25 protein-coding genes are annotated in these 23,101 nt (G+C 41.6%); 17 read left to right on the top strand and 8 right to left on the bottom strand.

What is annotated here, in order from left to right; genetic code table 11:
* Window positions 1–153 precede the first annotated feature (153 nt).
* Window positions 154–1,533, bottom strand: a complete 1,380-nt coding sequence (locus CSV70_RS11135; RefSeq protein ID WP_099626513.1) for a glycine--tRNA ligase — start codon at window positions 1,531–1,533, stop codon at window positions 154–156.
* A 315-nt stretch (window positions 1,534–1,848) separates the two neighbouring features.
* Between CSV70_RS11135 and ccpN the strand changes: the two genes are divergently transcribed.
* The 9 genes from ccpN to CSV70_RS11090 all read left to right on the top strand — a co-directional run bounded on the left by ccpN (window position 1,849) and on the right by CSV70_RS11090 (window position 10,821).
* Window positions 1,849–2,487, top strand: a complete 639-nt coding sequence (gene ccpN / locus CSV70_RS11130; protein WP_085133505.1) for a transcriptional regulator CcpN — start codon at window positions 1,849–1,851, stop codon at window positions 2,485–2,487.
* An 11-nt stretch (window positions 2,488–2,498) separates the two neighbouring features.
* Window positions 2,499–3,317, top strand: coding sequence for a pyruvate, water dikinase regulatory protein (locus tag CSV70_RS11125; protein ID WP_085133506.1), 819 nt, complete (start codon window positions 2,499–2,501; stop codon window positions 3,315–3,317).
* A 167-nt stretch (window positions 3,318–3,484) separates the two neighbouring features.
* The gene (gene dnaG / locus CSV70_RS11120; protein WP_099628935.1) at window positions 3,485–5,293 is read left to right on the top strand and encodes a DNA primase; all 1,809 of its coding nucleotides are present in this window, start codon (window positions 3,485–3,487) and stop codon (window positions 5,291–5,293) included.
* Between the two features lie 15 nt (window positions 5,294–5,308).
* Window positions 5,309–6,478, top strand: coding sequence for an RNA polymerase sigma factor RpoD (gene rpoD / locus CSV70_RS11115; RefSeq protein ID WP_099626516.1), 1,170 nt, complete (start codon window positions 5,309–5,311; stop codon window positions 6,476–6,478).
* Window positions 6,479–6,558: 80 nt separating this feature from the next.
* On the top strand, window positions 6,559–7,125 hold the full coding sequence (locus tag CSV70_RS11110; RefSeq protein ID WP_099626517.1) for a hypothetical protein: 567 nt from the start codon (window positions 6,559–6,561) through the stop codon (window positions 7,123–7,125).
* A 108-nt stretch (window positions 7,126–7,233) separates the two neighbouring features.
* Window positions 7,234–8,373 (top strand): acyl-CoA dehydrogenase family protein, encoded by a 1,140-nt coding sequence (locus CSV70_RS11105; RefSeq protein WP_099628934.1) that lies wholly within the window; start codon window positions 7,234–7,236, stop codon window positions 8,371–8,373.
* Window positions 8,374–8,510: 137 nt separating this feature from the next.
* Entirely contained in the window at window positions 8,511–8,888 is a 378-nt protein-coding gene (locus CSV70_RS11100; RefSeq protein ID WP_198166039.1) for a c-type cytochrome, read from the top strand.
* Window positions 8,889–9,005: 117 nt separating this feature from the next.
* Window positions 9,006–9,707 (top strand): tRNA (adenine(22)-N(1))-methyltransferase, encoded by a 702-nt coding sequence (locus tag CSV70_RS11095; RefSeq protein WP_099628933.1) that lies wholly within the window; start codon window positions 9,006–9,008, stop codon window positions 9,705–9,707.
* On the top strand, window positions 9,700–10,821 hold the full coding sequence (locus CSV70_RS11090; protein ID WP_099628932.1) for a Nif3-like dinuclear metal center hexameric protein: 1,122 nt from the start codon (window positions 9,700–9,702) through the stop codon (window positions 10,819–10,821). The genes CSV70_RS11095 and CSV70_RS11090 overlap by 8 nt, the downstream gene beginning before the upstream one ends.
* A gap of 38 nt (window positions 10,822–10,859) precedes the next feature.
* Here the strand turns inward: CSV70_RS11090 and CSV70_RS11085 are convergent, their stop codons facing one another.
* Together CSV70_RS11085 and vrrA are read right to left on the bottom strand one after the other, a co-directional pair.
* Window positions 10,860–11,825 (bottom strand): 4-hydroxy-3-methylbut-2-enyl diphosphate reductase, encoded by a 966-nt coding sequence (locus tag CSV70_RS11085; protein ID WP_099628931.1) that lies wholly within the window; start codon window positions 11,823–11,825, stop codon window positions 10,860–10,862.
* 69 nt (window positions 11,826–11,894) lie between these two features.
* Window positions 11,895–12,344: a VrrA/YqfQ family protein gene (vrrA, locus tag CSV70_RS11080; RefSeq protein ID WP_085130367.1), complete on the bottom strand. Its 450-nt coding sequence runs from the start codon at window positions 12,342–12,344 to the stop codon at window positions 11,895–11,897.
* A gap of 106 nt (window positions 12,345–12,450) precedes the next feature.
* Here vrrA and CSV70_RS11075 point away from each other — a divergent pair, with 106 nt between their 5' ends.
* Together CSV70_RS11075 and CSV70_RS11070 are read left to right on the top strand one after the other, a co-directional pair.
* Window positions 12,451–13,746 carry a DEAD/DEAH box helicase gene (locus CSV70_RS11075; RefSeq protein ID WP_099628930.1) on the top strand — a complete coding sequence of 432 codons (1,296 nt, stop codon included), beginning with the start codon at window positions 12,451–12,453 and terminating at the stop codon, window positions 13,744–13,746.
* Window positions 13,743–14,645, top strand: a complete 903-nt coding sequence (locus tag CSV70_RS11070; RefSeq protein WP_143560419.1) for a deoxyribonuclease IV — start codon at window positions 13,743–13,745, stop codon at window positions 14,643–14,645. Before CSV70_RS11075 ends, CSV70_RS11070 begins: the two co-directional genes overlap by 4 nt.
* Before the next feature lie 34 nt (window positions 14,646–14,679).
* Here CSV70_RS11070 and CSV70_RS11065 read toward each other — a convergent pair whose 3' ends face one another.
* The gene (locus CSV70_RS11065; RefSeq protein ID WP_099626522.1) at window positions 14,680–14,922 is read right to left on the bottom strand and encodes a hypothetical protein; all 243 of its coding nucleotides are present in this window, start codon (window positions 14,920–14,922) and stop codon (window positions 14,680–14,682) included.
* 99 nt (window positions 14,923–15,021) lie between these two features.
* Here CSV70_RS11065 and CSV70_RS11060 point away from each other — a divergent pair, with 99 nt between their 5' ends.
* The 3 genes from CSV70_RS11060 to CSV70_RS11050 are packed head-to-tail and all read left to right on the top strand — an operon-like array spanning window position 15,022 to window position 17,061.
* Window positions 15,022–15,792 (top strand): metal ABC transporter ATP-binding protein, encoded by a 771-nt coding sequence (locus tag CSV70_RS11060; protein ID WP_099661038.1) that lies wholly within the window; start codon window positions 15,022–15,024, stop codon window positions 15,790–15,792.
* On the top strand, window positions 15,789–16,619 hold the full coding sequence (locus CSV70_RS11055) for a metal ABC transporter permease (RefSeq protein ID WP_085130375.1): 831 nt from the start codon (window positions 15,789–15,791) through the stop codon (window positions 16,617–16,619). Before CSV70_RS11060 ends, CSV70_RS11055 begins: the two co-directional genes overlap by 4 nt.
* A 25-nt stretch (window positions 16,620–16,644) precedes the next feature.
* On the top strand, window positions 16,645–17,061 hold the full coding sequence (locus CSV70_RS11050; protein ID WP_085130377.1) for a Fur family transcriptional regulator: 417 nt from the start codon (window positions 16,645–16,647) through the stop codon (window positions 17,059–17,061).
* A gap of 292 nt (window positions 17,062–17,353) precedes the next feature.
* On the opposite strand, the gene CSV70_RS11045 is transcribed toward CSV70_RS11050, so the two are convergent.
* The 4 genes from CSV70_RS11045 to CSV70_RS11030 are packed head-to-tail and all read right to left on the bottom strand — an operon-like array spanning window position 17,354 to window position 20,018.
* Window positions 17,354–17,944 carry a hypothetical protein gene (locus CSV70_RS11045; protein WP_099628929.1) on the bottom strand — a complete coding sequence of 197 codons (591 nt, stop codon included), beginning with the start codon at window positions 17,942–17,944 and terminating at the stop codon, window positions 17,354–17,356.
* On the bottom strand, window positions 17,941–19,068 hold the full coding sequence (gene ispG / locus CSV70_RS11040; RefSeq protein WP_085130381.1) for a flavodoxin-dependent (E)-4-hydroxy-3-methylbut-2-enyl-diphosphate synthase: 1,128 nt from the start codon (window positions 19,066–19,068) through the stop codon (window positions 17,941–17,943). The genes CSV70_RS11045 and ispG overlap by 4 nt, the downstream gene beginning before the upstream one ends.
* 55 nt (window positions 19,069–19,123) lie before the next feature.
* Window positions 19,124–19,468, bottom strand: coding sequence for a hypothetical protein (locus tag CSV70_RS11035; protein WP_085130383.1), 345 nt, complete (start codon window positions 19,466–19,468; stop codon window positions 19,124–19,126).
* Between the two features lie 46 nt (window positions 19,469–19,514).
* On the bottom strand, window positions 19,515–20,018 hold the full coding sequence (locus CSV70_RS11030; RefSeq protein WP_099628928.1) for a DUF1189 family protein: 504 nt from the start codon (window positions 20,016–20,018) through the stop codon (window positions 19,515–19,517).
* 242 nt (window positions 20,019–20,260) lie between these two features.
* Between CSV70_RS11030 and CSV70_RS11025 the strand changes: the two genes are divergently transcribed.
* The 3 genes from CSV70_RS11025 to CSV70_RS11015 all read left to right on the top strand — a co-directional run bounded on the left by CSV70_RS11025 (window position 20,261) and on the right by CSV70_RS11015 (window position 23,092).
* On the top strand, window positions 20,261–21,892 hold the full coding sequence (locus CSV70_RS11025; protein ID WP_099628927.1) for a Na/Pi cotransporter family protein: 1,632 nt from the start codon (window positions 20,261–20,263) through the stop codon (window positions 21,890–21,892).
* A gap of 21 nt (window positions 21,893–21,913) precedes the next feature.
* Entirely contained in the window at window positions 21,914–22,396 is a 483-nt protein-coding gene (locus CSV70_RS11020; RefSeq protein WP_085130389.1) for a DUF456 domain-containing protein, read from the top strand.
* Window positions 22,397–22,483: 87 nt separating this feature from the next.
* A complete protein-coding gene (locus CSV70_RS11015; RefSeq protein ID WP_085130391.1) occupies window positions 22,484–23,092 on the top strand; it encodes a superoxide dismutase in 609 nt (202 codons plus the stop codon).
* Window positions 23,093–23,101: the final 9 nt, after the last annotated feature.

The following is a 23,101-nucleotide window of genomic DNA, read 5'->3' as shown; positions in this document are numbered from 1 at the left end:
TGCTTGTTCTTTTAAGGTAAACAATCGTTCAGTCACATTCATCCGCTCCCACATCTTTTTATTCATTATAAACAAAAGTACCCTATAGGATAGACTTTTTTCAAAGTGTCTATCTTATAGGGTACATTTTACTTCTTCTGGGCTTTTTTATAATTAAAATTGTAGGTGTTTTTGAATATATGCTGTAACGTCTTCAATAGGCATACGTTCTTGCTCCATGGAATCACGGTGACGAACAGTCACTTGTTTGTCTTCCAACGAATCAAAGTCAAATGTAATACAGAATGGAGTTCCGATTTCATCTTGACGACGGTAACGACGTCCGATGGATTGAGAATCATCATATTGTACTGGGAAATGCTTTGAAAGCTCCGCATATACTTGTTGTGCATCATCCGCAAGCTTTTTGGATAATGGAAGGACTGCTGCTTTGATTGGCGCTAATGCTGGGTGGAAACGAAGAACAGTACGTGTATCGCCGTCTTCAAGTTCTTCCGTATCGAATGCGTCACATAAGAAAGCCAACGTTACGCGGTCCGCACCAACGGAAGGTTCGATACAGTAAGGTACGTATTTTTCATTCGTAATTGGATCTTGGTAATGGAAGTCTTCGCCTGAATATTCCATATGACGGTTCAAATCGAAGTCCGTACGGTTAGCGATCCCCCATAGCTCTCCCCAACCAAATGGGAATTTGTATTCGATATCCACAGTTCCTTTAGAATAGTGGGATAGCTCATCTTCATTGTGTTCGCGAAGACGAATATTATCTTTCTTCAAACCAAGTTTCAATAATAATCCTTCAGACTGGTCAATCCAGTACTTATACCATTGCTCATCTTCGCCTGGTTTACAGAAGAATTCAAGTTCCATTTGTTCGAATTCACGAGTACGGAATGTGAAGTTACCCGGTGTGATTTCGTTACGGAAACTTTTTCCTACTTGTGCGATACCAAAAGGTACTTTCTTTCTCATAGAGCGTTGAACATTCTTGAAGTTCACGAAGATTCCTTGTGCCGTTTCAGGACGTAGGAAAATTTCGTTCGCAGAGGAATCTGTTACGCCTTGGCTTGTTTTGAACATTAAGTTGAATTGACGGATTTCCGTATAATCCAACGCACCACATGTAGGACATTTGATTTCGTGTTCTTGAATCAAATCGAACATTTTATCAAACGGTAGGCCATCGACGACCATTTCAATTCCCTTTGCATCCAATGCTTCTTCGATTAATTTGTCTGCACGGTGACGGGTATTACATTTTTTACAGTCGATCATCGGATCATTGAAGTTTCCGATATGACCGGATGCTTCCCAAACTTTCGGGTTCATCAGGATTGCGGAATCAAGACCTACGTTATAAGGTGATTCCTGGATGAATTTCTGCCACCAAGCGCGTTTGATATTGTTTTTTAGTTCGACACCTAGAGGACCGTAATCCCAAGTGTTTGCCAAACCACCATAAATATCAGACCCTGGGAATACGAACCCCCGTTGTTTTGAAAGATTGACTACTTGTTCCATAGATAACATTCTAAACGCCTCCAATTAAAATAAGCACACGTCTCCGGACATAGATCATGTCCGGGGACGAGTGCATGATAACCCGCGGTTCCACCCCGATTGGTTTTTCAACCCACTTTCATAATGAATGTTTCAACTCCCGGCTGCCGTTTTCGTGTAGGTACAGGCTTTCACTATCCCTGTTCGCTCAAAATATACACTACTTATTGACCGTTCTTCGTTTACTTGATTCAAAATTAGTTTAGCATGCTTCTCCTTTCTTCGCAATAGCGAGCGTGTTGATATATAATTAGACAGTAAATACAACTTTGAAGTCTGAAGGCGGTGACATGTTTGGAATTAAATACACGTCAGAATGAAATCCTCGACATCGTCAAAGGAAACGGTCCGATTACAGGGGAGCAAATTGCTGAGCGTTTACATTTGGCGCGCGCTACGATCCGGCCGGATTTGGCAATCTTGACGATGGCTGGATTTTTGGATGCACGACCGCGTGTAGGTTATTTCTATTCTGGCAAGAAACCTATCAAATCCGTTGCAGATGGCATGGTGGATATGATTGTAGCCAATTACCAATCGAGGCCAGTCGTCATCACTGAAAATCTATCTGTCTATGACGCGATTTGCCAGCTGTTTTTAGAAGATGTAGGTACGCTATTCGTGGTGGACCAACAGTCGTTATTGACAGGCGTTGTGTCACGAAAGGATTTACTGAGAACGAGCATCGGAAGAACAGAATTAGAAAAGATACCCGTGCATGTCATTATGACAAGAATGCCGAATGTCACATATTGCAAAAAAGAAGACACACTCATTTCCGTTGCCAAAAAAATGATGGACAGTCAAATCGATTCATTGCCTATAGTTCAAGAGCGTGAAAAAGGACTAGAAGTAATGGGACGGGTGACGAAAACAAATATTACTGCCGCTTTTCTTTCATTAGTGGAAGATCAAGATGTATGAGGAGTGACTGCATGACAAAATTCACATTATTTATTGTCTCCGATTCTGTCGGGGAAACTGCAGGTCTTGTGACGAAAGCGGCTGCGAGTCAATTTCGACACGATTTGGAGACGGTTTCAATAAAAAGATTTTCGTATATAGAAGAGAATTCACAATTGGAAGAGATTGTATTCTTAGCAAAGCAACAGCAAGCATTGATTGTCTTTACCTTAGTCAAAAGCCAGATGAGAGAGCAGCTACATCTACTTTGTGAAGAATTGAAAGTACCTTTCGTAGACTTGCTCGGTCCATTGATTGAGAAGATGGGAGACCAGTTGAAACAAGAACCATTTGAAGAGCCCGGTCTTGTCAGGAAGTTGGATGATGATTATTTTAAGAAGATTGAAGCCATCGAGTTTGCAGTTCGCTATGATGACGGAAGAGATACACGTGGCATATTGGAAGCGGATATGGTCCTAATCGGTGTTTCGCGTACATCCAAAACGCCGTTATCTCAATATCTTGCGAATAAAGGTTTTAAAGTGGCCAACGTACCGCTTCTGCCAGAAGTGGACCCGCCGTCAGAACTTTTTTCTATTGATCCTGCAAAGTGCTTTGGCCTATGTATTTCCGTTGAGCAATTGAATTCGATTCGGAAATCTCGCTTGAAGACATTAGGCTTGAAAGATGATGCAAACTATGCGAAAATAGCACGTATTCAACAAGAGATTGACTATTTCAATGAAATTACTACACGTGTCGGTTGTGAAGTCATCGATGTGACGAATCGCGCGGTAGAAGAGACAGCCAATACGATTCTTAAAGCATTTTTAGCAAGGAAGGCCAACTGAAAGAATTAGTTGGGTCTTCTTTTTTCTGTGTGTCTCCACTCGACTAACATGTCATAAATGTGACATAAATGCAGATACTAAAAATATTTATAGCAAAAAATGTCGATAAAGAAGGATTTTTGTGAAGCGTCTAGAATTTATGTATATAGAGTGGAAATGGTGATAGAATGACAAGAATATCTGATGATACAATTGAGGAAATCCGTTCAGGAACCGACATCGTCGATTTGATCAGCGAATATGTCCAATTAGCAAAAAGAGGTAAAAACTGGTTTGGACTTTGCCCGTTCCATGAAGAAGGCAGTCCGTCTTTCTCTGTTTCCGAAGACAAGCAGCTTTTCCATTGTTTTGGTTGCGGCGCAAGCGGAAATGCCATCACGTTCATGATGGACATGGAAAACCGGTCATTCATCGACTCCATCGTCAAACTAGGCAGCCGAATGGGATTAGAATTGGAAAGTTCCCAAACAGACAACCAAGCGTCAAATTCCTCGTCTAATCAAAAAATGCTGAAAGCCTACACACTGGCTGCTAATTTTTATAGCCATCTGCTCTTAAACACCATAGAAGGCGAAAAAGCATTAGAATATCTAGAAAAAAGAGGATTTACGCGTGACGAGATAGAACAGTATGAAATAGGATGGTCTCCCATTCAATCAGATGCCTTATCGGCACTGCTAAAGAGACAAGGTTTTGATATGAAGGAAATGGAAACGGCAGGGCTTTGTTTCCATAAAGAAGATGGCTCAGGTTATTTTGACCGTTTCAGAGGAAGGATCATGTTTCCGATTCAGGATGATAATGGTGCAACAATCGCATTCTCCGGCAGAAGGTTGGAGGATTCTTCTTCTGACGCTAAATATATCAATAGTCCAGAAACTCCCGTCTTTGAAAAGAGTAAGGTTTTGTTTAATTTTCACCGTGCACGTCTTAATGTTCGAAAAACGGGTAAAGTAGTATTATTCGAAGGTTTCATGGATACGATTGCAGCAGATCGTGGCGGAATAGGAAATACAGTGGCTGTTATGGGTACTGCATTGTCCGCGCATCATATCGTGAAATTGAAGCGAATGGCAAAAAAGATCGTCATTTGCTGCGATGGTGACTCAGCTGGCTGGGGGGCTGCCAAACGATTTGCTGACCAATTAATGGATAGCGGAATGGATGTACTGATTGCCACCTTACCTGATAAAATGGATCCTGATGATTATATCAGTCAGCATGGTTCAGAAGTATTTTCAGAAAAGGTGCTTGATCAAGCGTTATCTTATATTTCTTTCGTAGCGGCCTACTATAGAAGAGATAAGAATTTATCCGTTGATCATGATATCAAGCAATATGTACACGAAGTATTTGACGAACTGGCTCACCGTTGTTCTCCTATCGAGAAGGATTTATTGATCCAGCAACTCCACAATGAAACACATGCTTCAAAAGAGTCACTTGGTCAAGAATTCACCAAGTCGATTGCTAAGAAAGCGAAACAATCGCGAGATACAAGTCCTGATGAAGACAGAACTGTACAAGTTACGAGAGCCCCGGTGAATCGTGCGGAAACAGATCGTGCGGAACAATTACTTCTTGCGCATCTGCTGATGGACGCAGATCTATTCGAGGAAAAACGACTGGAACTTCAAGATTTATTTGTGCGAGATGATATCATCAAAATATTCTTTAAGTTAGCAGCGTTTTATGAACAATATGATTTGCCAAACTATCAGCGATTTGCAGAAACGTTGGAAGACCGGCAACTAAAGAAAGTAGTCATGGAAGCCATCTTAACTGAACGTTCACAGGAGCATATTACACAAGAAGTGAATGACTGTATCCGTCATTTGAAAAAAAATCAAATCAAACGTCTAATTGATCAAAAACGACATGAATCAAAAGAAGCAGAAAAAAGGAACGACCTACTGAAAGCAATGGAGTTGGCCTCGGAAGTAATCCAGCTTGTGAGATCGTTAAAGGTTCTGTAAGGAGGTATAGTCACTATGACAAAAGAAGAACAAACGGGAGAAGTAGAATTGACTCTTGAAGAAGCAAAAGCAGCTATTATTGAAGCAGGTAAAAAAACAGGTGAACTAACACTAGAGGATGTAACAGAGAAACTGGCATCCTTTGAAATGGAACCAGAACAATTTGAAGAGTTTTTAGATCAGATTGAAGCGCAAGAAATCGAAATGGATAGAAAAGAAGAAGTTGATCCCAAGGCTGAAAAAGAAGAACAATTCGACTTAAATGATTTAAGTGTACCACCTGGCGTCAGAATCAACGATCCAGTCCGTATGTATTTAAAGGAAATTGGACGGGTGGATTTATTGACAGGTAAAGAAGAAGTAGAATTGGCGATTCGGATTATTGATGGTTTAGCTGCTGAAGCTGAGCTTGAGGAAACAGGAAAAATGACACCTAAATTAGAGACAACTATTATTCGTGGTGAGAATGCCAAAAAGAAATTGGCTGAAGCGAACTTGCGTTTAGTTGTCAGTATCGCAAAACGCTATGTCGGTCGCGGTATGCTATTCCTAGATTTGATTCAAGAAGGAAATATGGGCCTGATTAAAGCTGTTGAGAAATTTGACCATACGAAAGGCTTTAAATTCAGTACGTACGCAACTTGGTGGATCCGTCAGGCAATCACACGCGCAATTGCGGATCAGGCACGTACCATCCGAATTCCTGTGCATATGGTGGAAACGATCAATAAATTGATTCGTGTTCAGCGTCAATTGCTTCAAGATTTAGGACGAGAGCCTTCACCTGAAGAAATCGGTGAAGAAATGGACTTGACTCCAGAAAAAGTTCGTGAAATCTTGAAGATTGCCCAAGAGCCGGTATCATTGGAAACACCAATTGGTGAAGAAGACGACTCCCATCTTGGCGATTTCATTGAAGACTCAGAAGCGCAGTCTCCTTCAGACCATGCAGCTTATGAATTGTTAAAGGAACAACTTGAAGATGTTTTAGATACGTTAACAGATCGTGAAGAAAATGTATTACGTTTACGTTTTGGTCTAGATGATGGCCGCACACGTACGCTTGAAGAAGTGGGCAAAGTATTTGGTGTTACGCGTGAGCGTATTCGTCAGATCGAAGCAAAAGCACTTAGAAAGTTACGCCACCCATCACGCAGCAAACGACTCAAAGACTTCTTAGAATAATAGGTGCATCGGCTGGAAATAGCCGATGCTTTTTATTCTTTATTTTAAAAAAGAAGATTGATACTATTGGAGGAGAAAGGATGGCTATAGATAAGAAACAGATCATCATTTCTGAAATCCGATATTGGAAAGCCAATAAACTTCTTCCCGAACATTATTGCGATTTTCTAATTACTTTGTATGCGCAAGGGGAAGATCCCGATGAAGTGGCAGAGAAAGAATCTTCCACACTTCAAAGTGAACGCAGAAAGTTACGAGCCAAACAATTTATGATTTTGCTTATTAGCTTATTGCTTGCAGGTATAGCATCAGTGGCTATGTTTGTACTAACGGAATATCCAATCGCTACATTGATTATTGCGACTGGATTGGCTATAATTTTCCTAACGTTCGTGTCAGGAAAAACGTTCATTAAGAAAGGTTTTGCACCATTTCTCTACATATCGATGGCTTTTCTTTTATTGATGATGTCATTGAAGATTTGGACTACATTTTTCGATGGAGACACGACAGTATTAATCGGACTCCTCGTGTTGAATTGCGGTTTGTGGTTATTTACTGGAAGAGTATTAAAGTTACTATACTTCACTATTTCAGGCTCACTAGGTCTATTGACAGTAGTCGCATTTTTAATATTATCTATATAACCGGACGGAATGTGTTGCTACATTCCGTCCGGTTTCTATATACTGTCATGTAAGGGCTTACAAATTCATTGGAAATAGAATCGTATAAGTGCAGAGAGGATGATCAGGATGAACTTTGATTTAACTCAAGAACAGCATATGGTGAAAAAACTAATGAGAGATTTTGCGAATGAGGAAGTAGCGCCAGGTGCAGTAGATCGTGATCGCTCAGGAAAGTTCCCAGTGGAGATTTTTAAAAAGCTCTCAGAAATGGGCATGATGGGCTTACCATTTCCCGAGAAATATGGTGGAGGTGGAGCAGACACGATCACATTTGCAATTGTTACGGAAGAATTAAGCCGTGCATGTGCCTCAACGGGCATTACGTATTCTGCTCATATTTCACTAGGCGGTGCACCTCTAAACTTATTTGGAACGGAAAAGCAAAAACAGAAGTACTTAACGCCAATCTGTGCCGGCGAATCTTTGGGTGCTTTCGGTTTGACAGAGCCAAATGCTGGATCTGACGCTGGCGGAACAGAGACGTCTGCTGTGCTTTCTGACGGTCAGTATACGATCAACGGCACAAAGGTCTATATTACCAATGCAAGCTACGCTAAACATCTAGCATTGACTGCTGTGACGGGGCGTGCAGACGGTAAGAAAGAGATTAGCGCAATCGTCGTACCGACCGATTCAAAAGGCTTCAAAATTATGGATAACTATGAAAAGATGGGCTTGCATGCTTCCAATACAACAGAATTATTGCTTGAAGATGTAGTAGTTCCGGAAGAGAATCTACTTGGCGAGAGTGGTAAAGGGTTCCAGCAATTCCTTGTAACGCTTGACGGGGGGCGTATCGGTATCGGTGCTATGGCAGTAGGTATTGCACAGGCAGCTTACGAGCGAGCTTTGAAGTATTCAAAAGAACGTAAACAATTTGGGAAGACGTTATCTTCTTTCCAAATTACACAATTTAAACTCGCTGATATGGCGATGAAGATTGAACTTGCACGAACTATGGTTTATAAAGCGGCATGGTTGAAAGACCAAGGCAGAAAGTTTACAAAAGAAGCCTCGATGTGTAAATTATATGCTTCAGAAATTGCGATGGAAGTTGCCAATGAAGCAATCCAGATCCATGGAGGCTATGGCTATATGCGTGAATATGAAGTCGAACGTTATTTACGAGATGCCAAGCTTCTTGAAATTGGAGAAGGTACTTCAGAAGTACAGCGGATGGTCATCGCTAGACAACTAGGTTGCTAACCTCGAATTATGGCGATTCTGTCACAAAAGACGAAAAGTCACTCAATAACGCTTTCAGTTTTCTTATAGATACAGTACAATGTTAAGTGTATACTGTATCTTTTACAGAATAGATTCTGGTGAAGGAGGGTAATCCAATGAATAAAAATCCTGTTGTACCATTTTTTCTAATTTTCGCACTCGGAATTGGACTGATTTTCTTCATGTCGCTTTATGGTCTAGATCAAAAAGAGGAAATTGCTGGAGCTAACGAAGAAGGCACTGAGCAAGGAACTGAAGAAGAAAGTGCAAACACTGGCGAATTTGATGCAGAAGCAGTTGCTCAGCAGAAGTGTATTAGTTGTCACGGTGACGGCTTGACTGGCGGAATGGGGCCAGCTTTAAATAGCTCACTTGACGCAAAAGTAGCACATGATGCAATCAAAAACGGTGTTGCTGGAACTGCAATGCCAGCTGGACTAGTTCCTGATGAGAACATAGATGAAATGGTTGATTACATTTTATCATTAGACTGATTGTCTACTTAATTTAAAGAGCCAGTAAACCGGAGTAACTCTCGGTTTACTGGCTCTTTTGCATTGCATGAAATGAGTGGCGATTATACAATAGATAAGAATGAAAGGCGGGGAAAGATGAATACCAATCAATTATCGGAACGTCTGGCGATGGTGGCCAGTTTTGTTCCGAATCATACTGTGCTTGCGGATATTGGTAGTGATCATGCCTATCTACCATGCTATTTAATGAACAAAGGCAAGATACGTAAGGCCATTGCAGGAGAAGTAGTGAAAGGTCCCTTTGAAGCAGCGACACGCAATGTAGATCTTCATGGTTTTGCGGACCGTATTGAAGTGCGCCTAGCAAACGGTTTACAAGCGATAGAAGATGCAGATAACGTCGAAACCGTAACGATCGCAGGAATGGGTGGTACATTGATAACATCCATCCTAGAAGCAGGTAAGGATCGTCTGAAGTATGTACAGCGAATCATCGTACAACCCAATTTGCACGCGATCGCGATTCGAGAGTGGGCCGTAGCGAATGGTTTTTGCATCATAGACGAAGAGATTTTGCAAGAAGATAGTAAAATTTATGAAGTCCTAGTGTTAGAAAAAGGGACGGCTGATTATTCGAAAACGGATTTACTCGTTGGTCCAGTTTTACGACGTAAACTATCTTCTGTGTTTCGAGCGAAGTGGGAGCGGGAAATGCTAGAATGGCAACGGGTCATAAAAGCTCTTGATCATGCAGAACAAACAGAAGAAATTAAACAAAAAAGAGCAAACATACAAGAAAATATAGAATTAGTCGGGAAGGTGTTAGCACATGAATAAAAGTAATGGACATCAGATCATTGAACTATTTGAAAAGTGGTCACCGAAGCGACTTGCATTTGAAGGGGATCCAATCGGACTGCACATCGGTCAATTGAATCGTTCCGTAGATAAAGTTCTTGTTACGCTTGACGTCAACGAACAAGTGATTGATGAAGCAATTGAAAATGGGGCAACTCTAGTGATTGCACACCACCCGCCATTGTTCCGTCCTGTTAAATCTATTATGACTGATACACCACAAGGGAAAATGATTGAGAAATGTATCAAGCATGATATTGCAGTCTACGCTGCTCATACCAATCTTGATATTGCAGCGGGTGGTGTCAATGATATGTTAGCGGAACGTCTCGGCATACAAGAAACGGAGCCGATCGACATTACAAACTCTGAACATTTGATGAAACTAGCGGTATTCTGTCCGTTAGAAGATGCTGATGCATTACGTCAGAAATTGGCAACTGCAGGAGCGGGTGCGATTGGTGATTATCGGGCATGCAGTTTTAGCTCACAAGGCACCGGACGATTCACACCGGTAGCTGGAGCGAATCCGACAATCGGCGAGATAGGCGAGCCGACGCTCGTAGACGAGGAGCGAATTGAAGTCGTTTTTGCGGAAAGTCAGCAAGTTAAAGTCATCAAAGCAATGTTTGTCGCGCATCCTTATGAAGAACCAGCATTTGATATAGTTAAAATGCAGCAAAAAACGAATGAGCAAGGGATTGGGCGTATCGGACAAATCGCAGAAGAGATGACGCTGAAGGAATTTGCACAACATGTAAAAGACGTTTTCGAAGTTCCTGCATTACGTTTCGTAGGTGATCCGGAGAGAAAAATTCATAAAGTGGCAGTTCTTGGCGGTGACGGAAATAAATATATTACGGCTGCAAAGAGAAAAGGAGCCGATGTATTAGTGACAGGGGATATGTATTATCACGTCGCGCAAGACGCGCAGGCACTCGATCTCGCCATTGTAGATCCTGGTCATAATATCGAAAAAATTATGATTGCTGGTGTTGCGAATAAAATGACAAATCTTTGTAAAGAAAATAAATTACCTGTTGAATTTATTGAATCCAAAGTCATTACAGAACCTTTTCAATTCCTATCGTAAACAAAACCGTCGAGCGTACTCGACGGTTTTTCCTATACTTATGGTTCGATCCGGATCACAGGAGTCGGGTTTTTGACTTTCGGCAAGATTTTCTCAAGCTTAAACTTTCTTTCCGGATGATGTGTTGTAGGATCTTTTTGATCAAATTCGTTTAGGAACGCTATAACTTCTCTAACGATTATTGTAGGTGTAGAAGCACCTGCTGTGACCGCTACTGTCTCAATGTCCATTAACCATGCTGGATCGATTTCTGAGACGTCTGAGACCCGGTAGGAAGGTGTGTTTGCGATTTCTACAGATACTTGCGTTAAACGGTTGGAGTTATTACTTTTTGGATCCCCAACAACAATTAGCAATTCTGCCTCACCGGCTTGTTCTGCTACAGCTTCTTGGCGAACTTGTGTAGCCAGGCAAATTTCTTGATGAACTTCGATATGAGGGAATTTACGTTCCAACTCTTCCATAAGATGTGCAACATCCCATTGACTCATCGTTGTTTGATTCGTAACCAATAGTTTGTCATTGGTAATCTCTAGATTATCAATGTCTTCAAGACGTTCAATTAAATGAACAGAATCGGGGGCTACACCGATCGCGCCTTCAGGTTCCGGGTGGTGCTTCTTGCCGATATAAAGAATGTCATAGCCTTCAGCTACTTTTTCTTCAATTAAGTCGTGTGTAACGGAAACGTCAGGACATGTGGCATCGATTGCGACCAGCCCTTTTTCTTTCGCTAATTGGCGAACTTCAGGTGAAACACCATGTGCCGTATAGATAACCGTTCCCTTATCTACTTTACGTAAAATTTCCAGACGGTTTTCACCATCCAACGTAATGATCCCATCTTCTTCAAACGCATCTGTAACGTGTTTGTTGTGAACGATCATGCCTAATATATAAATGGGTCTCGGCAGGGTAGGATCTAGCGCAGCATTCCTCGCAATGACCATCGCATCAACTACACCATAACAATAACCTCTTGGTGATATCTTGAGTACTTTCATTTATTCCACTCCACTCCTCTACTAACTTCTCTTTCATTATAGCGGAGATTCGTGAACGATTCAAAGAGTTCAGAAGGGAGGTTGGAAAATTCGCGGTATAGATGGCTGATTAGTGGCTTGGGAAGATGTAGGACTAGGTGTTTGCGGGCCACTTGGACGTGGAGCAGAAGAGACTGACGGCGCGTCCGGCATAGATTGTACCCCTTTATATAATCTCCACATAGCAGGTAAGTTTTGGACAAGTGGTGCAAACTGCTGAACTAATGGTGCAAATTGTTGGGCGGTATTAAAAAACCGATTGGCGGTTTGCATGTATTGATCAGCCCGTGAAGGACCGGTTTCTTGCATGCCTGCTTGCTGTTGAGGAGCACCGCCGCGCATTTCTCGGGGACCTCTGGGATTACCTTGCATGCCTTGGGGAAAGGGCATGGGCGCTCTGTGTTGAATAGGCGGAGTGTCAGGTGTCATCCTAGGCTGAGGTGGCTGATTGCTGAACGGATAAAATGATTGATATCTCATCACGAACTCCTTTCTAATTTTTTAGTTTCCCCTATATCCTATGCGAAAAAAACCACTGATGGCACCGAATCATGGTACAATAAGAATTATCTAGAGGAGGAACGATATGTCTAAATTTACTGATTACCAATTCAAACCATTTTTGAGGGGAGCCATTCAAAAATTAGGGTTTGAAGAACCAACACCGATTCAAAAAGAAATGATTCCATTGATCATGAAAAATACAAGTGCAATCGGACAAGCCCATACAGGAACAGGAAAATCCCATAGTTTTCTAATTCCACTTGTTGAAAAACTCAAACCGGAGCGCGACGAACTGCAGACGGTTATTACAGCACCTACACGTGAATTAGCAGTTCAGCTTCATGATGAATTGAAAAAGTTAATCGAAGGAACGGATATTAAAAGTGCAATCTTGATTGGCGGTACAGATAAAAAACGCTCTGCTGAACGATTGAAGAGCACACCGCACATCATCGTCGGTACACCAGGACGTATCCAAGATATGTCGGAAACCGGCGCATTACCGATCCACACGGCTACTCAGCTTGTCATTGATGAGGCGGATCTTGCGTTTGATATGGGCTTCATTGAAGACATTGATAAGTTTGCTTCCAGAATGCCGGAGAAGATCAGCATGTATGTATTTTCTGCAACGATTCCTGAAAAACTAAAGCCATTCTTGGCGAAGTATATGAACTCACCTGTTCACGTGCGGATGGATGATAAGAAACCATTGACGGAGAATATGCATTATTCATTAGTTCCTGTCAGAAGTATGGATAAAAATAAGAAATTACTACACGTGATGGATGCTCTTCAGCCGTATCTTGCAATTATCTTCACGAACACTAAGCAAAACGCTGATCGTCTCGCTACTTATTTAGCGGAGCATGGGCATAAGCCTGGTAAAATCCATGGTGATTTAACGCCTCGTGAACGTACACGTGTTATGAAGCAAGTGCGCGATCTAGAATACCAATACATCGTGGCGACTGATTTGGCAGCAAGAGGGATCGATATTCCTGGTGTCAGTCACGTCATTAACTTCGAGTTACCAGATGATCTGGAATTTTTCGTTCACCGCGTAGGACGTACAGCACGTGCAGGCATGCAAGGGCATGCGATTACATTGTATGAACCGTCTGATGAAGATGCAATTAATCAAATTGAAAAGCTCGGTATTCCTTTCGTTCACGAAGATGTCAAAAATGGCGAATGGATTGAAGTGAAAGAGCGTCAAGCGCGTAAGAAACGTGTACGTGAAGTAGATGAAATTGATAAAAAAGCAGATTCTTATATTCGCAAACCAGATAAAGTGAAGCCAGGCTATAAAAAGAAGATGGCAGAACAAAAAGAAAACTTTAAAAAGAGACAAAGGAGAATAAAGAAGAAATCATGACACAAAATGATATCCTTCTAGGTTCTCACGTATCCATGAGTGGTAAAAAGATGCTGCTTGGCTCAAGTGAAGAGGCTCTTAGTTATGGAGCCAATACATTCATGATCTATACGGGAGCACCTCAGAACACACGACGTAAACCAATTGAAGAATTGAATATCGAAAGTGGTACACAGAGTATGGAGGCAAACGGTCAATCTAATCTCGTCATCCATGCACCGTATATTATCAATCTTGCGAATACCACCAAGCCTGAAACGTTCCGCCTAGGTGTAGACTTTTTGCAACAGGAAATCCAACGCACTGAAGCGCTTGGTGCCAACCAAATAGTCCTTCATCCAGGAGCGCATGTGGGTGCAGGAACAGAAACAGGTATCGAAAAAATTATTGAGGGCTTGAATGAAGTGTTATCTGAAGACGCAAATGTTCGCATCGCACTTGAAACGATGGCCGGTAAAGGAACAGAGTGTGGGAGAAGTTTTGACGAAATTGCCAAGATCATCGACGGCGTGAAGTATAACGAACGACTATCCGTTTGTTTTGATACATGCCACGTCCATGATGCAGGCTATGATATTGTTAATGACTTCTCAGGCGTCTTGGAGCAATTTAACAGCATAATCGGATTAGACCGAATTTCGGTCATTCATGTGAACGACAGTAAGAACATTTGTGGCGCTGGAAAAGACCGCCACGAAAATATCGGCATGGGACATATCGGTTTCGAACCGTTGGCTTATATCGTTCATCATCCGGTGTTTAAAGACATTCCAAAAATTTTGGAAACGCCATTCATCGGGACGGATAAAGCGAATAAAAAAGCACCGTATGCGGTGGAAATTGAAATGTTAAAAAACCATCAATTTACTCCTGCTCGATTGGAAGAATTGCATAACTGAAAAATCTAAGCGTTGCGCAGCCGCAACGCTTTTTCTATTGTAATTTATAGTGCTCCAAATACAGCATGGTTTTCTCATATCCAATGATCATAGTGATTTTTTCGATAAATGCGGACGGGATCCCTGTAAATAGCCAAGTGAATGAAACTTCATCCAGTAAAGGACGTAACTGCCTCACTTCTTTAGTAGATAACTCTACACCATAACTTGCCGCGTAACGTACAGCTTCCTGATCAGGCAATTGTTTAATTTCCTGAATTAACTGAAGTAAATCCATCTTCATCAATTCCTTTCAATTGGTTGTATCCCTCCACGTCTTACTATATAATTCATAAAGTAATCGGAATGATTCCGAATTAAAGGAAGGGATATGTATATGACAAATTCCATTATTAAACTAGAGCATATAACGCATAAATTTAACCATTCCGTTGCGCTTTCTGATGTTAGTCTAGAAGTGAAACAAGGGGAGTTTTGGGCTTTAATTGGTCCAAATGGTTCAGGTAAATCCACATTATTAAAGATCATATTAGGGTTGTTAAAACCGTCACAAGGCACGATTGAACTATTTGGCGGGCCGATTGACTCTTTTAACCGACAGCAAAGAATCGGCTACGTTTCTCAAAAGTCCAATGCATTTACGACGAAGTTCCCAGCTACTGTATTGGAAGTCGTGAAAAGCGGGTTGACGAGTAAAAAAGGACTCTTTAAGCGATTTGATAAAGAGGATGAACAGCGGGCGATTGACGCGTTACATGTTGTGAAAATGGCAGACCGTAAAGATGAGAGTATAGGAGATTTGTCTGGAGGTCAGCAACAGCGTGTCTTTATTGCGAGAGCTCTCGTGAGCCATCCCGATTTGCTAATCATGGATGAGCCGACAGTCGGAATTGACAGACAAAACGTTGAATCCTTCTATTCTATGCTTAGCGAATTGAATCGTGAGTACGGAATAGCGATTTTACTCGTGACACATGAAATTGATGTCGTGACGAAGCTTGCAACACATATTGCGTGCTTGAATCGTTCCATCCATTTCCATGGCGTCCATGCAGATTATGAAAAAATGAGTGACACGGAATTGTCCGGCTGGTACGGTCATCCTATTCGTCGGCTCCATCAAAAAGAAACGGAGCCGGTTAAATGATTGAAGCTATTTTCACTTATGAGTTTTTACAAAATGCTGTATTATCTGGGCTGATTATCGGCTTAATTGCTCCGATGCTCGGATTGTTTATCGTAGTGCGCCGTATGGCGATGATTTCAGATGCGCTTAGTCACGTAGCGCTTGCAGGGATTGCAGGCAGTCTCTATTTAAGTCAGCAAGTATTATTCTTTGCAGCGCTTAATCCCGTATATTTAGGAATGGCCGCAGCGGTAGTCGGCTCGTTATTGATCGAGCGATTGCGCAGAGTGTATAAAAGCTTTGAAGAACTGGCGATTCCGATTATTTTATCTGCCGGAATTGGATTTGGAGCAATATTCATATCACTTGCTAAAGGATTTGGTACAGATTTAGTTGGTTATTTATTTGGATCCGTATCAGCTGTGAGTCGGCAAGATCTATACATTGTAATGTTAATTGCTATTATTGTGATCGCATTTATATATTTCTTATATAAAGAGTTATTTTCATTGGCATTTGATCCTGAGTATGCGCGGGTATCTGGGATTAATGAACGCGTCATTCAGGCGGCTTTTATGATCATCACAGCACTAGTCATCGGTGCATCAATGCGGATCGTCGGGATTTTGCTTGTATCTTCGTTGATGACATTGCCTGTGGCGGCGGCTATTCAAGTAGCTAAAAGTTATAAGGGGGCACTCGTGTACTCCATAGTGTTCGGGGAAATCGCGGTAGTCATTGGATTGATATCTGCGTATTATTTAGATATCGCGCCTGGTGGGACCATTGTAGTTACGTCGGTGTTCATTTTACTGTTAGTACTTTTCTGGAAAAAAGTACGGTCATGAGAAGCAGGAAAGGTGGCGTTATGATATGTCGATAGATGAAGCATGGAGAATTCTATTGAAATATGATTATAAACGAACAAAAAATCGAGAGATCTTATTGCAGTTTTTTGATCAAGCAGATCGCTATGTAACTGCTATGGAAGTTCGCGTGGCGGTGGAACAGGACAATCCAGGCATTAGTTTTGATACGATCTACCGGAATCTTGCAATGTTCTCAAAGCTCGGAATTTTAGATGAGACGGAATTGAATGGTGAGCGACTTTATCGGATGCAATGCGCAACAGATCATCATCACCATCACTTTATTTGTACAACATGTGGTGGCACGAAATCAATTCCGATTTGTCCGATGGATAGTGTGACCGTAAATTTGTCGGAGTATGAGATAGAAGGTCATAAGTTTGAGGTGTATGGTAGATGTCCGAGTTGTAAAATAGGGTAGTCTGAATAGATCAAGAGGGCGGTACATCATGAATAAAATGATGTACCGCCTTTGCTGTGGGGAATATTCAAATGCAAGGAAATATTATATCAATCGCGTGCCGCTCATTAATTTGGTTGAGTGCTCATAGTACTACTCTAATTGCTCTATGGTATGTTGTTTCAGCTCTATCTTCATCATTAATCGCTCTAAGGAGATGCGTGAGCGCTCTATCAGCCTCCGCAACCGCTCATTAGCCCCGTCCTTTAATTCACAAAGTAAAAAAGCACCGCAATATGCGATGCTTCACCAATCACTTATTCTTTATCATTTCCGTCGCATGAAACAACTGCCTAACATACTCATCAGCCTGTTTCCAATTCGCTACACGTATGACACCTTCTGGAATCGGGTCCTGGTTATAAGGTGTATCAAACAAGAACACGGGAATATCCAACTCTTCGTGGATTCCTACCGCATTGTCATGCTTGTCCTCGAAAAATACATCTACGTTAAATTGCTTAGCGGCCTCAATTTTATAATGCGTGCCGATCAACTCTACGTGGTCGTAAGGTATTTGTTGCTCGTGGAACCAGTTCGTTGTAGATTCGAGTACATTCTGGCCACGTGCTGAAATATAATACAACTCGAACTGCTTCTGCCAATTCGTTAATACTTCTTTTGCAAACTCTTGAGCAGGGGAGGTCTGATAGATCAATTCCTCCGTTTCCTTGTACCATTGCCCAAACTGAATAGGGTCCACATCAAACGCCTTCGTCAAGTCATATTCTTTAATATCATCAAGTGTTAGACTAGAGCCGAAATGTTTGTTGATATGGGGCAGAAGAGCTGTCGGGGTAGTTACCGTTCCGTCAATGTCGATTCCGAAACGAATACTCCTCATTCAGAAACGCTACCTTGTGCTGCAAGTGCTTCTTCTTGTCTTTTCTTCTCAAAATATTCTTCAGCCAAAATGTCGATTTCTTTTTTTAATTCCTCGACCATTGTCTCTTCGGGAACTTTTCGCACTGTTTTACCATGCATGAAGAGTAATCCTTCACCACGAGCTCCAGCGATACCGATATCTGCTTCACGTGCTTCGCCTGGGCCGTTTACCGCACAACCAAGAACAGCTACTTTCAACGGTGCTTTAATGTTGGAGATATACTCTTCCACTTCATTAGCAATCGAAATTAAGTCAATTTCGATTCGGCCACATGTAGGACAAGAAATTAATGTTGCAGAGTTAGATGATAAACCGAATACTTTCAGCAACTCTTTCGCTACTTTGATTTCCTGAACTGGATCTGCACTTAACGATACACGCATCGTGTTACCAATACCAGCTGATAGAAGGGAACCGAGTCCTGCTGCACTCTTAATCGAGCCCGCGAATAACGTACCGGATTCTGTAATGCCTAAGTGCAATGGATAATCGAATGCTGCTGCTGCAAGCTTGTACGCTTCGATCGCTAAGTTCACGTCAGATGCTTTAAGTGACACGATAATATCGTGGAAATCCAAGTCTTCAAGGATTTTGATATGATGCAATGCACTTTCGACCATGCCTTCTGCTGTAGGGTAGCCGTACTTTTCAAGAATTTTTTTCTCTAATGAACCTGCGTTGACACCAATACGAATTGGAATGCCTTTCGCCTTTGCGGCGTTGACAACAGCTTCTACTTTTTCCTTACGGCCGATATTGCCTGGATTGATACGGATTTTATCTGCACCTTGTTCAATTGCAATCAATGCTAATTTATAGTCAAAGTGAATATCCACCACTAGCGGAATATTGATCTGCTTTTTGATTTCACCAATCGAATACGCTGCACGCTCATCGGGACATGCTACACGTACGATTTGGCAGCCTGCATCCTCCAAACGTTTAATTTCTGCAACTGTTGCTTCGACATCATGTGTTTTTGTCGTCGTCATGCTTTGCATAAACAACTCATTGCTTCCCCCTATAGTCAAATTACCGACTTTTACGGGACGGGTATTGGAACGATGAATCATTTCAGTCATTATGTCTCTCTCCTTCAAATGAGTAAATACCATCGAAATTCGATGGAATATAAAATTATCCTTTTTCGCTTTCTTCGCAAACCGATTCTACTTGTTCACCGATAGGCAACTTAATTTGTTCGCCAGCTAGAAATTGTTGGCGTTCGAGATGAGGGTTCATGGAATAAAATTGCTCCAACCTCTCAAGAAAGTTTTGTGTTGAATCTGGATATAATGCGAATAACGATTCTATTGTATCACCTTCAACCACTCGAATGACAATTGAATGATTTGGAGTTTCCTCTATACAGGACGATTCATCTTCAAAAAAGGCTGCAAGAGGGATTGTCCCTTCCGTTAAATCCATTCGAACAAAATGAACTGTGCAGAATACAGCAAGTGCGATCAGTAAAATTCTCATCATGCATCCCTCCTGCACTACACTATGCAGACAAGAGGAAGTCTATTCATCGTGGTTGTTTTGGATAATAGACTGCTGCCCTCCATACGTAGAGTAAATGGACTAAAGATGCGATCCACAAACTAGACGATTGCATGGCTGGAACAAATTCAAATACCATCGTCAGCAAGATAGGTAATGTGGCAGCAATCGCTGCTGTTCGCCACATAAAACGGAATTCGCCACGGCGACGCAATAGTTTCAATAGCAATACCCCTATGATAGCAAAAATACTGATGCGAATAAATAAATACGACGTAATAATGACCAATTGCAACACAAACGCAATTGGATAGATCAAAAAGCCGATCGTTTCGCCAATTTCCGCTAATTCAGGAGATGACTGGAACAGTGTATGATCACCTATTACAAATTGAAAAAACGATACACAGGTGTAAAGAAAGATAAACACAAATATGTATTGAATGACTTTACCGATTGATAACATACGAAACGCCGCAAGTTTTTTCGGTTCATGTAAAGAAGCTTTAAAAAGTTGATGGAATTTCACTAAGCCGGCCTCCCTTTCTCCATACAGTCTACCATTTATTTAAAACATACTGCTTTGCAGAAATTTCGACATTCTTATGACATTTTATTGCTACATTGTTAAGGTGATGTAAAGATTGCATTAGGATACTTTACAATTGACGTATATAACTCTCATAATAGGTTGAAACTTCACAACGAATTTAAGTAGTGAAGGGCTGTTAAAAATCATACATAAAAAGTTTAATGGAGGTTGACAATTCAATGGAAGTGAACTGGCAGGAAGTAGTGTTCCAATTTCTTGGGGGATTAGGAATTTTCCTATTTGCAATTAAGTATATGGGAGACGGATTGCAAAAGGCTGCAGGGGACAGACTTCGTGAAATCTTAGACCGTTTTACCACTAATCCATTTATGGGTGTTCTAGTTGGTATTATCGTAACCGTGTTAATCCAATCTAGTTCTGGAACAACTGTTATTACAGTCGGTCTAGTAAGTGCTGGATTCATGACACTTCGTCAGGCGATTGGCGTCATCATGGGCGCCAATATCGGTACGACAGTGACTGCATTTATTATTGGTCTAGATGTAGGCGCATATGCATTACCGATCATGGCATTCGGTGCCTTCCTGATTTTCTTCGTCCGTAAAGCTAAAATCAAGAACCTAGGAGAAGTCATCTTCGGCTTCGGAGGATTGTTCTTAGGTCTTGAATTAATGAGTGACGGTATGAAGCCATTACGTTCATTAGAAGCATTTGCCGATTTCACTCTCGCAATGAGTGAACATTCACTGCTTGGTGTCATAGCAGGAACAATTTTCACACTGATCGTACAAAGTTCCAGTGCGACTGTCGGAATCTTGCAAGGTCTCTTTGCTGAAGATCTGGTAACAATGAAAGCCGCATTGCCTATTCTTTTCGGTGATAACATCGGTACGACTATCACTGCGGTACTTGCGGCACTTGGTGCATCTGTTGCAGCAAGACGAGCGGCAGCTGTACACGTACTATTTAATGTTGTTGGAACCATCATCTTTATGATCCTGCTCGTACCATTTACGGCATATGTCGAATGGATGGCGAGTGCCTTGAACCTTGAAAGCAAAATGCAAATCGCATTTGCGCACGGTTCGTTTAATATCGCTAACACAGTTATACAATTTCCATTCATCGGCGCTTGGGCTTATCTAGTCACGAAGATGATACCGGGCGAAGATGTGACGATCGAATATAAACCGAAACACTTGGATCGTCGTTTCATCACGCAATCCCCAGCCGTTGCGATAGGACAAGCTAAAGAAGAAATTATCCGCATGGGTGATTTCAGTGTCCGTGGTCTTCAGGAATCATTCGAGTATTTGAAGACAGGCCAGAAAAAACATGCTGAAACGGCGTATCAGATTGAAGATGCCATCAATAATCTCGACCGCAAAATTACAGACTATTTAGTTGAAGTATCAGTAGTAATCGTTTCACCAGCTGAATCCGGCCGTCATGTGTTATTGATGGATTCTGTTCGGGATATCGAGCGAATTGGCGACCATTTCGAAAACATTATCGAGCTGATAGATTTACGTGAAACGAATAAACTGAAGCTTACAGACGATGCGTTGGAAGATTTAACAGAAATGTTCACATTGACAATCGAAACTGTACAAAAAGCTATTGAATCGTTAGACCAAAATGATACAGATCTAGCGCGTATCGTTTCAGAAAAAGAAGATTTAATCGATAATATGGAACGTAGATTCCGCAAAAATCATATCGTCCGTTTGAATGAAGGACATTGTAGTGCACAAGCTGGTATGGTATTCGTCGATATCGTTTCAAACCTCGAGCGAATTGGTGATCATGCAGTGAATATTGCAGAAGCAATTTTAGGCAAGCACGCATAATCAATTAAAGGAGTGACAACTATGTTATGGATAGGTTGGACATTGGCCATTCTCATGTTTGTGATCGCGTTTGTCGGATTGATCTATCCAATCATTCCATCCGTTGTGTTTTTATTAGTAGGCTTCCTGCTTTACGGTGCATTTGTTTCATTTGAAGAGTTAACGTGGTTGTTTTGGGTAATCCAAGTATTATTCGTTTTATTATTATTTGGAGCGGATACGATCGCAAATCTCGTCGGTGTCAAACGTTTCGGTGGCAGCAAGGCAGGAATGTGGGGAAGTACGATTGGACTGCTTATTGGTCCATTCGTCATTCCGGTCGTGGGTATTCTAGCCGGACCTTTCCTTGGTGCAATCCTTGCAGAACTAATTTTTACTCGATCTGGGATCAAACAAGCTTTCCGCACCGGAATCGGCTCTGTTGTTGGTTTTCTGACATCAGTTGTTGTAAAAGGTACCATTATGTTGGTCATGATTGTCATATTCCTATTTTTTCTCCGTTAACAGTCCATTTTCTTTGAATGCTGACTCATATTTTGATAATGTGAAGTGGTAGGGCAAAACAGAGATAATTTAGAGGAGGAATGGAAAATGGCTTATACATTACCAGAACTACCATACGCATATGATGCGTTGGAGCCACACATCGACAAAGAAACGATGAACATCCATCACACGAAACACCACAACACGTACGTAACGAACGTGAACAACGCACTAGAAGGTCACGAAGAACTTCTTAACATGCCTGTTGACGAATTAGTTGCAAACTTGGACAAAGTTCCAGAGGACAAGCGCACAGCGGTCCGCAATAACGGTGGTGGGCACTCTAACCACTCATTGTTCTGGACAATCCTTTCACCAAACGGTGGCGGCAACCCAACTGGAGAAGTTGCACAAGCAATCGACAAGAAGTTCGGTAGCTTTGACGCTTTCAAAGAAGAGTTTGCTAAAGCTGCAACAACGCGCTTCGGTTCAGGTTGGGCTTGGCTTGTTGTAAACAACGGTGAAATTGAAGTAACATCAACTCCTAACCAAGACTCACCTTACATGGATGGTAAAACACCATTGCTAGGTTTGGATGTTTGGGAGCATGCATACTACTTAAACTACCAAAACCGTCGTCCTGACTACATTTCAGCATTCTGGAACGTAGTAAACTGGGATGAAGTTGAAAAGCGTTACCAAGACAATAAGTAATTGAAACCT

The organism is Sporosarcina sp. P25, from assembly GCF_002743235.1.
In the GTDB taxonomy this organism is placed as follows: Bacteria; Bacillota; Bacilli; order Bacillales_A; family Planococcaceae; genus Sporosarcina; species Sporosarcina ureae_B.
Note: the sequence above shows the minus strand (reverse complement) of the source record. Positions and strands in the feature narration are given on the sequence as shown.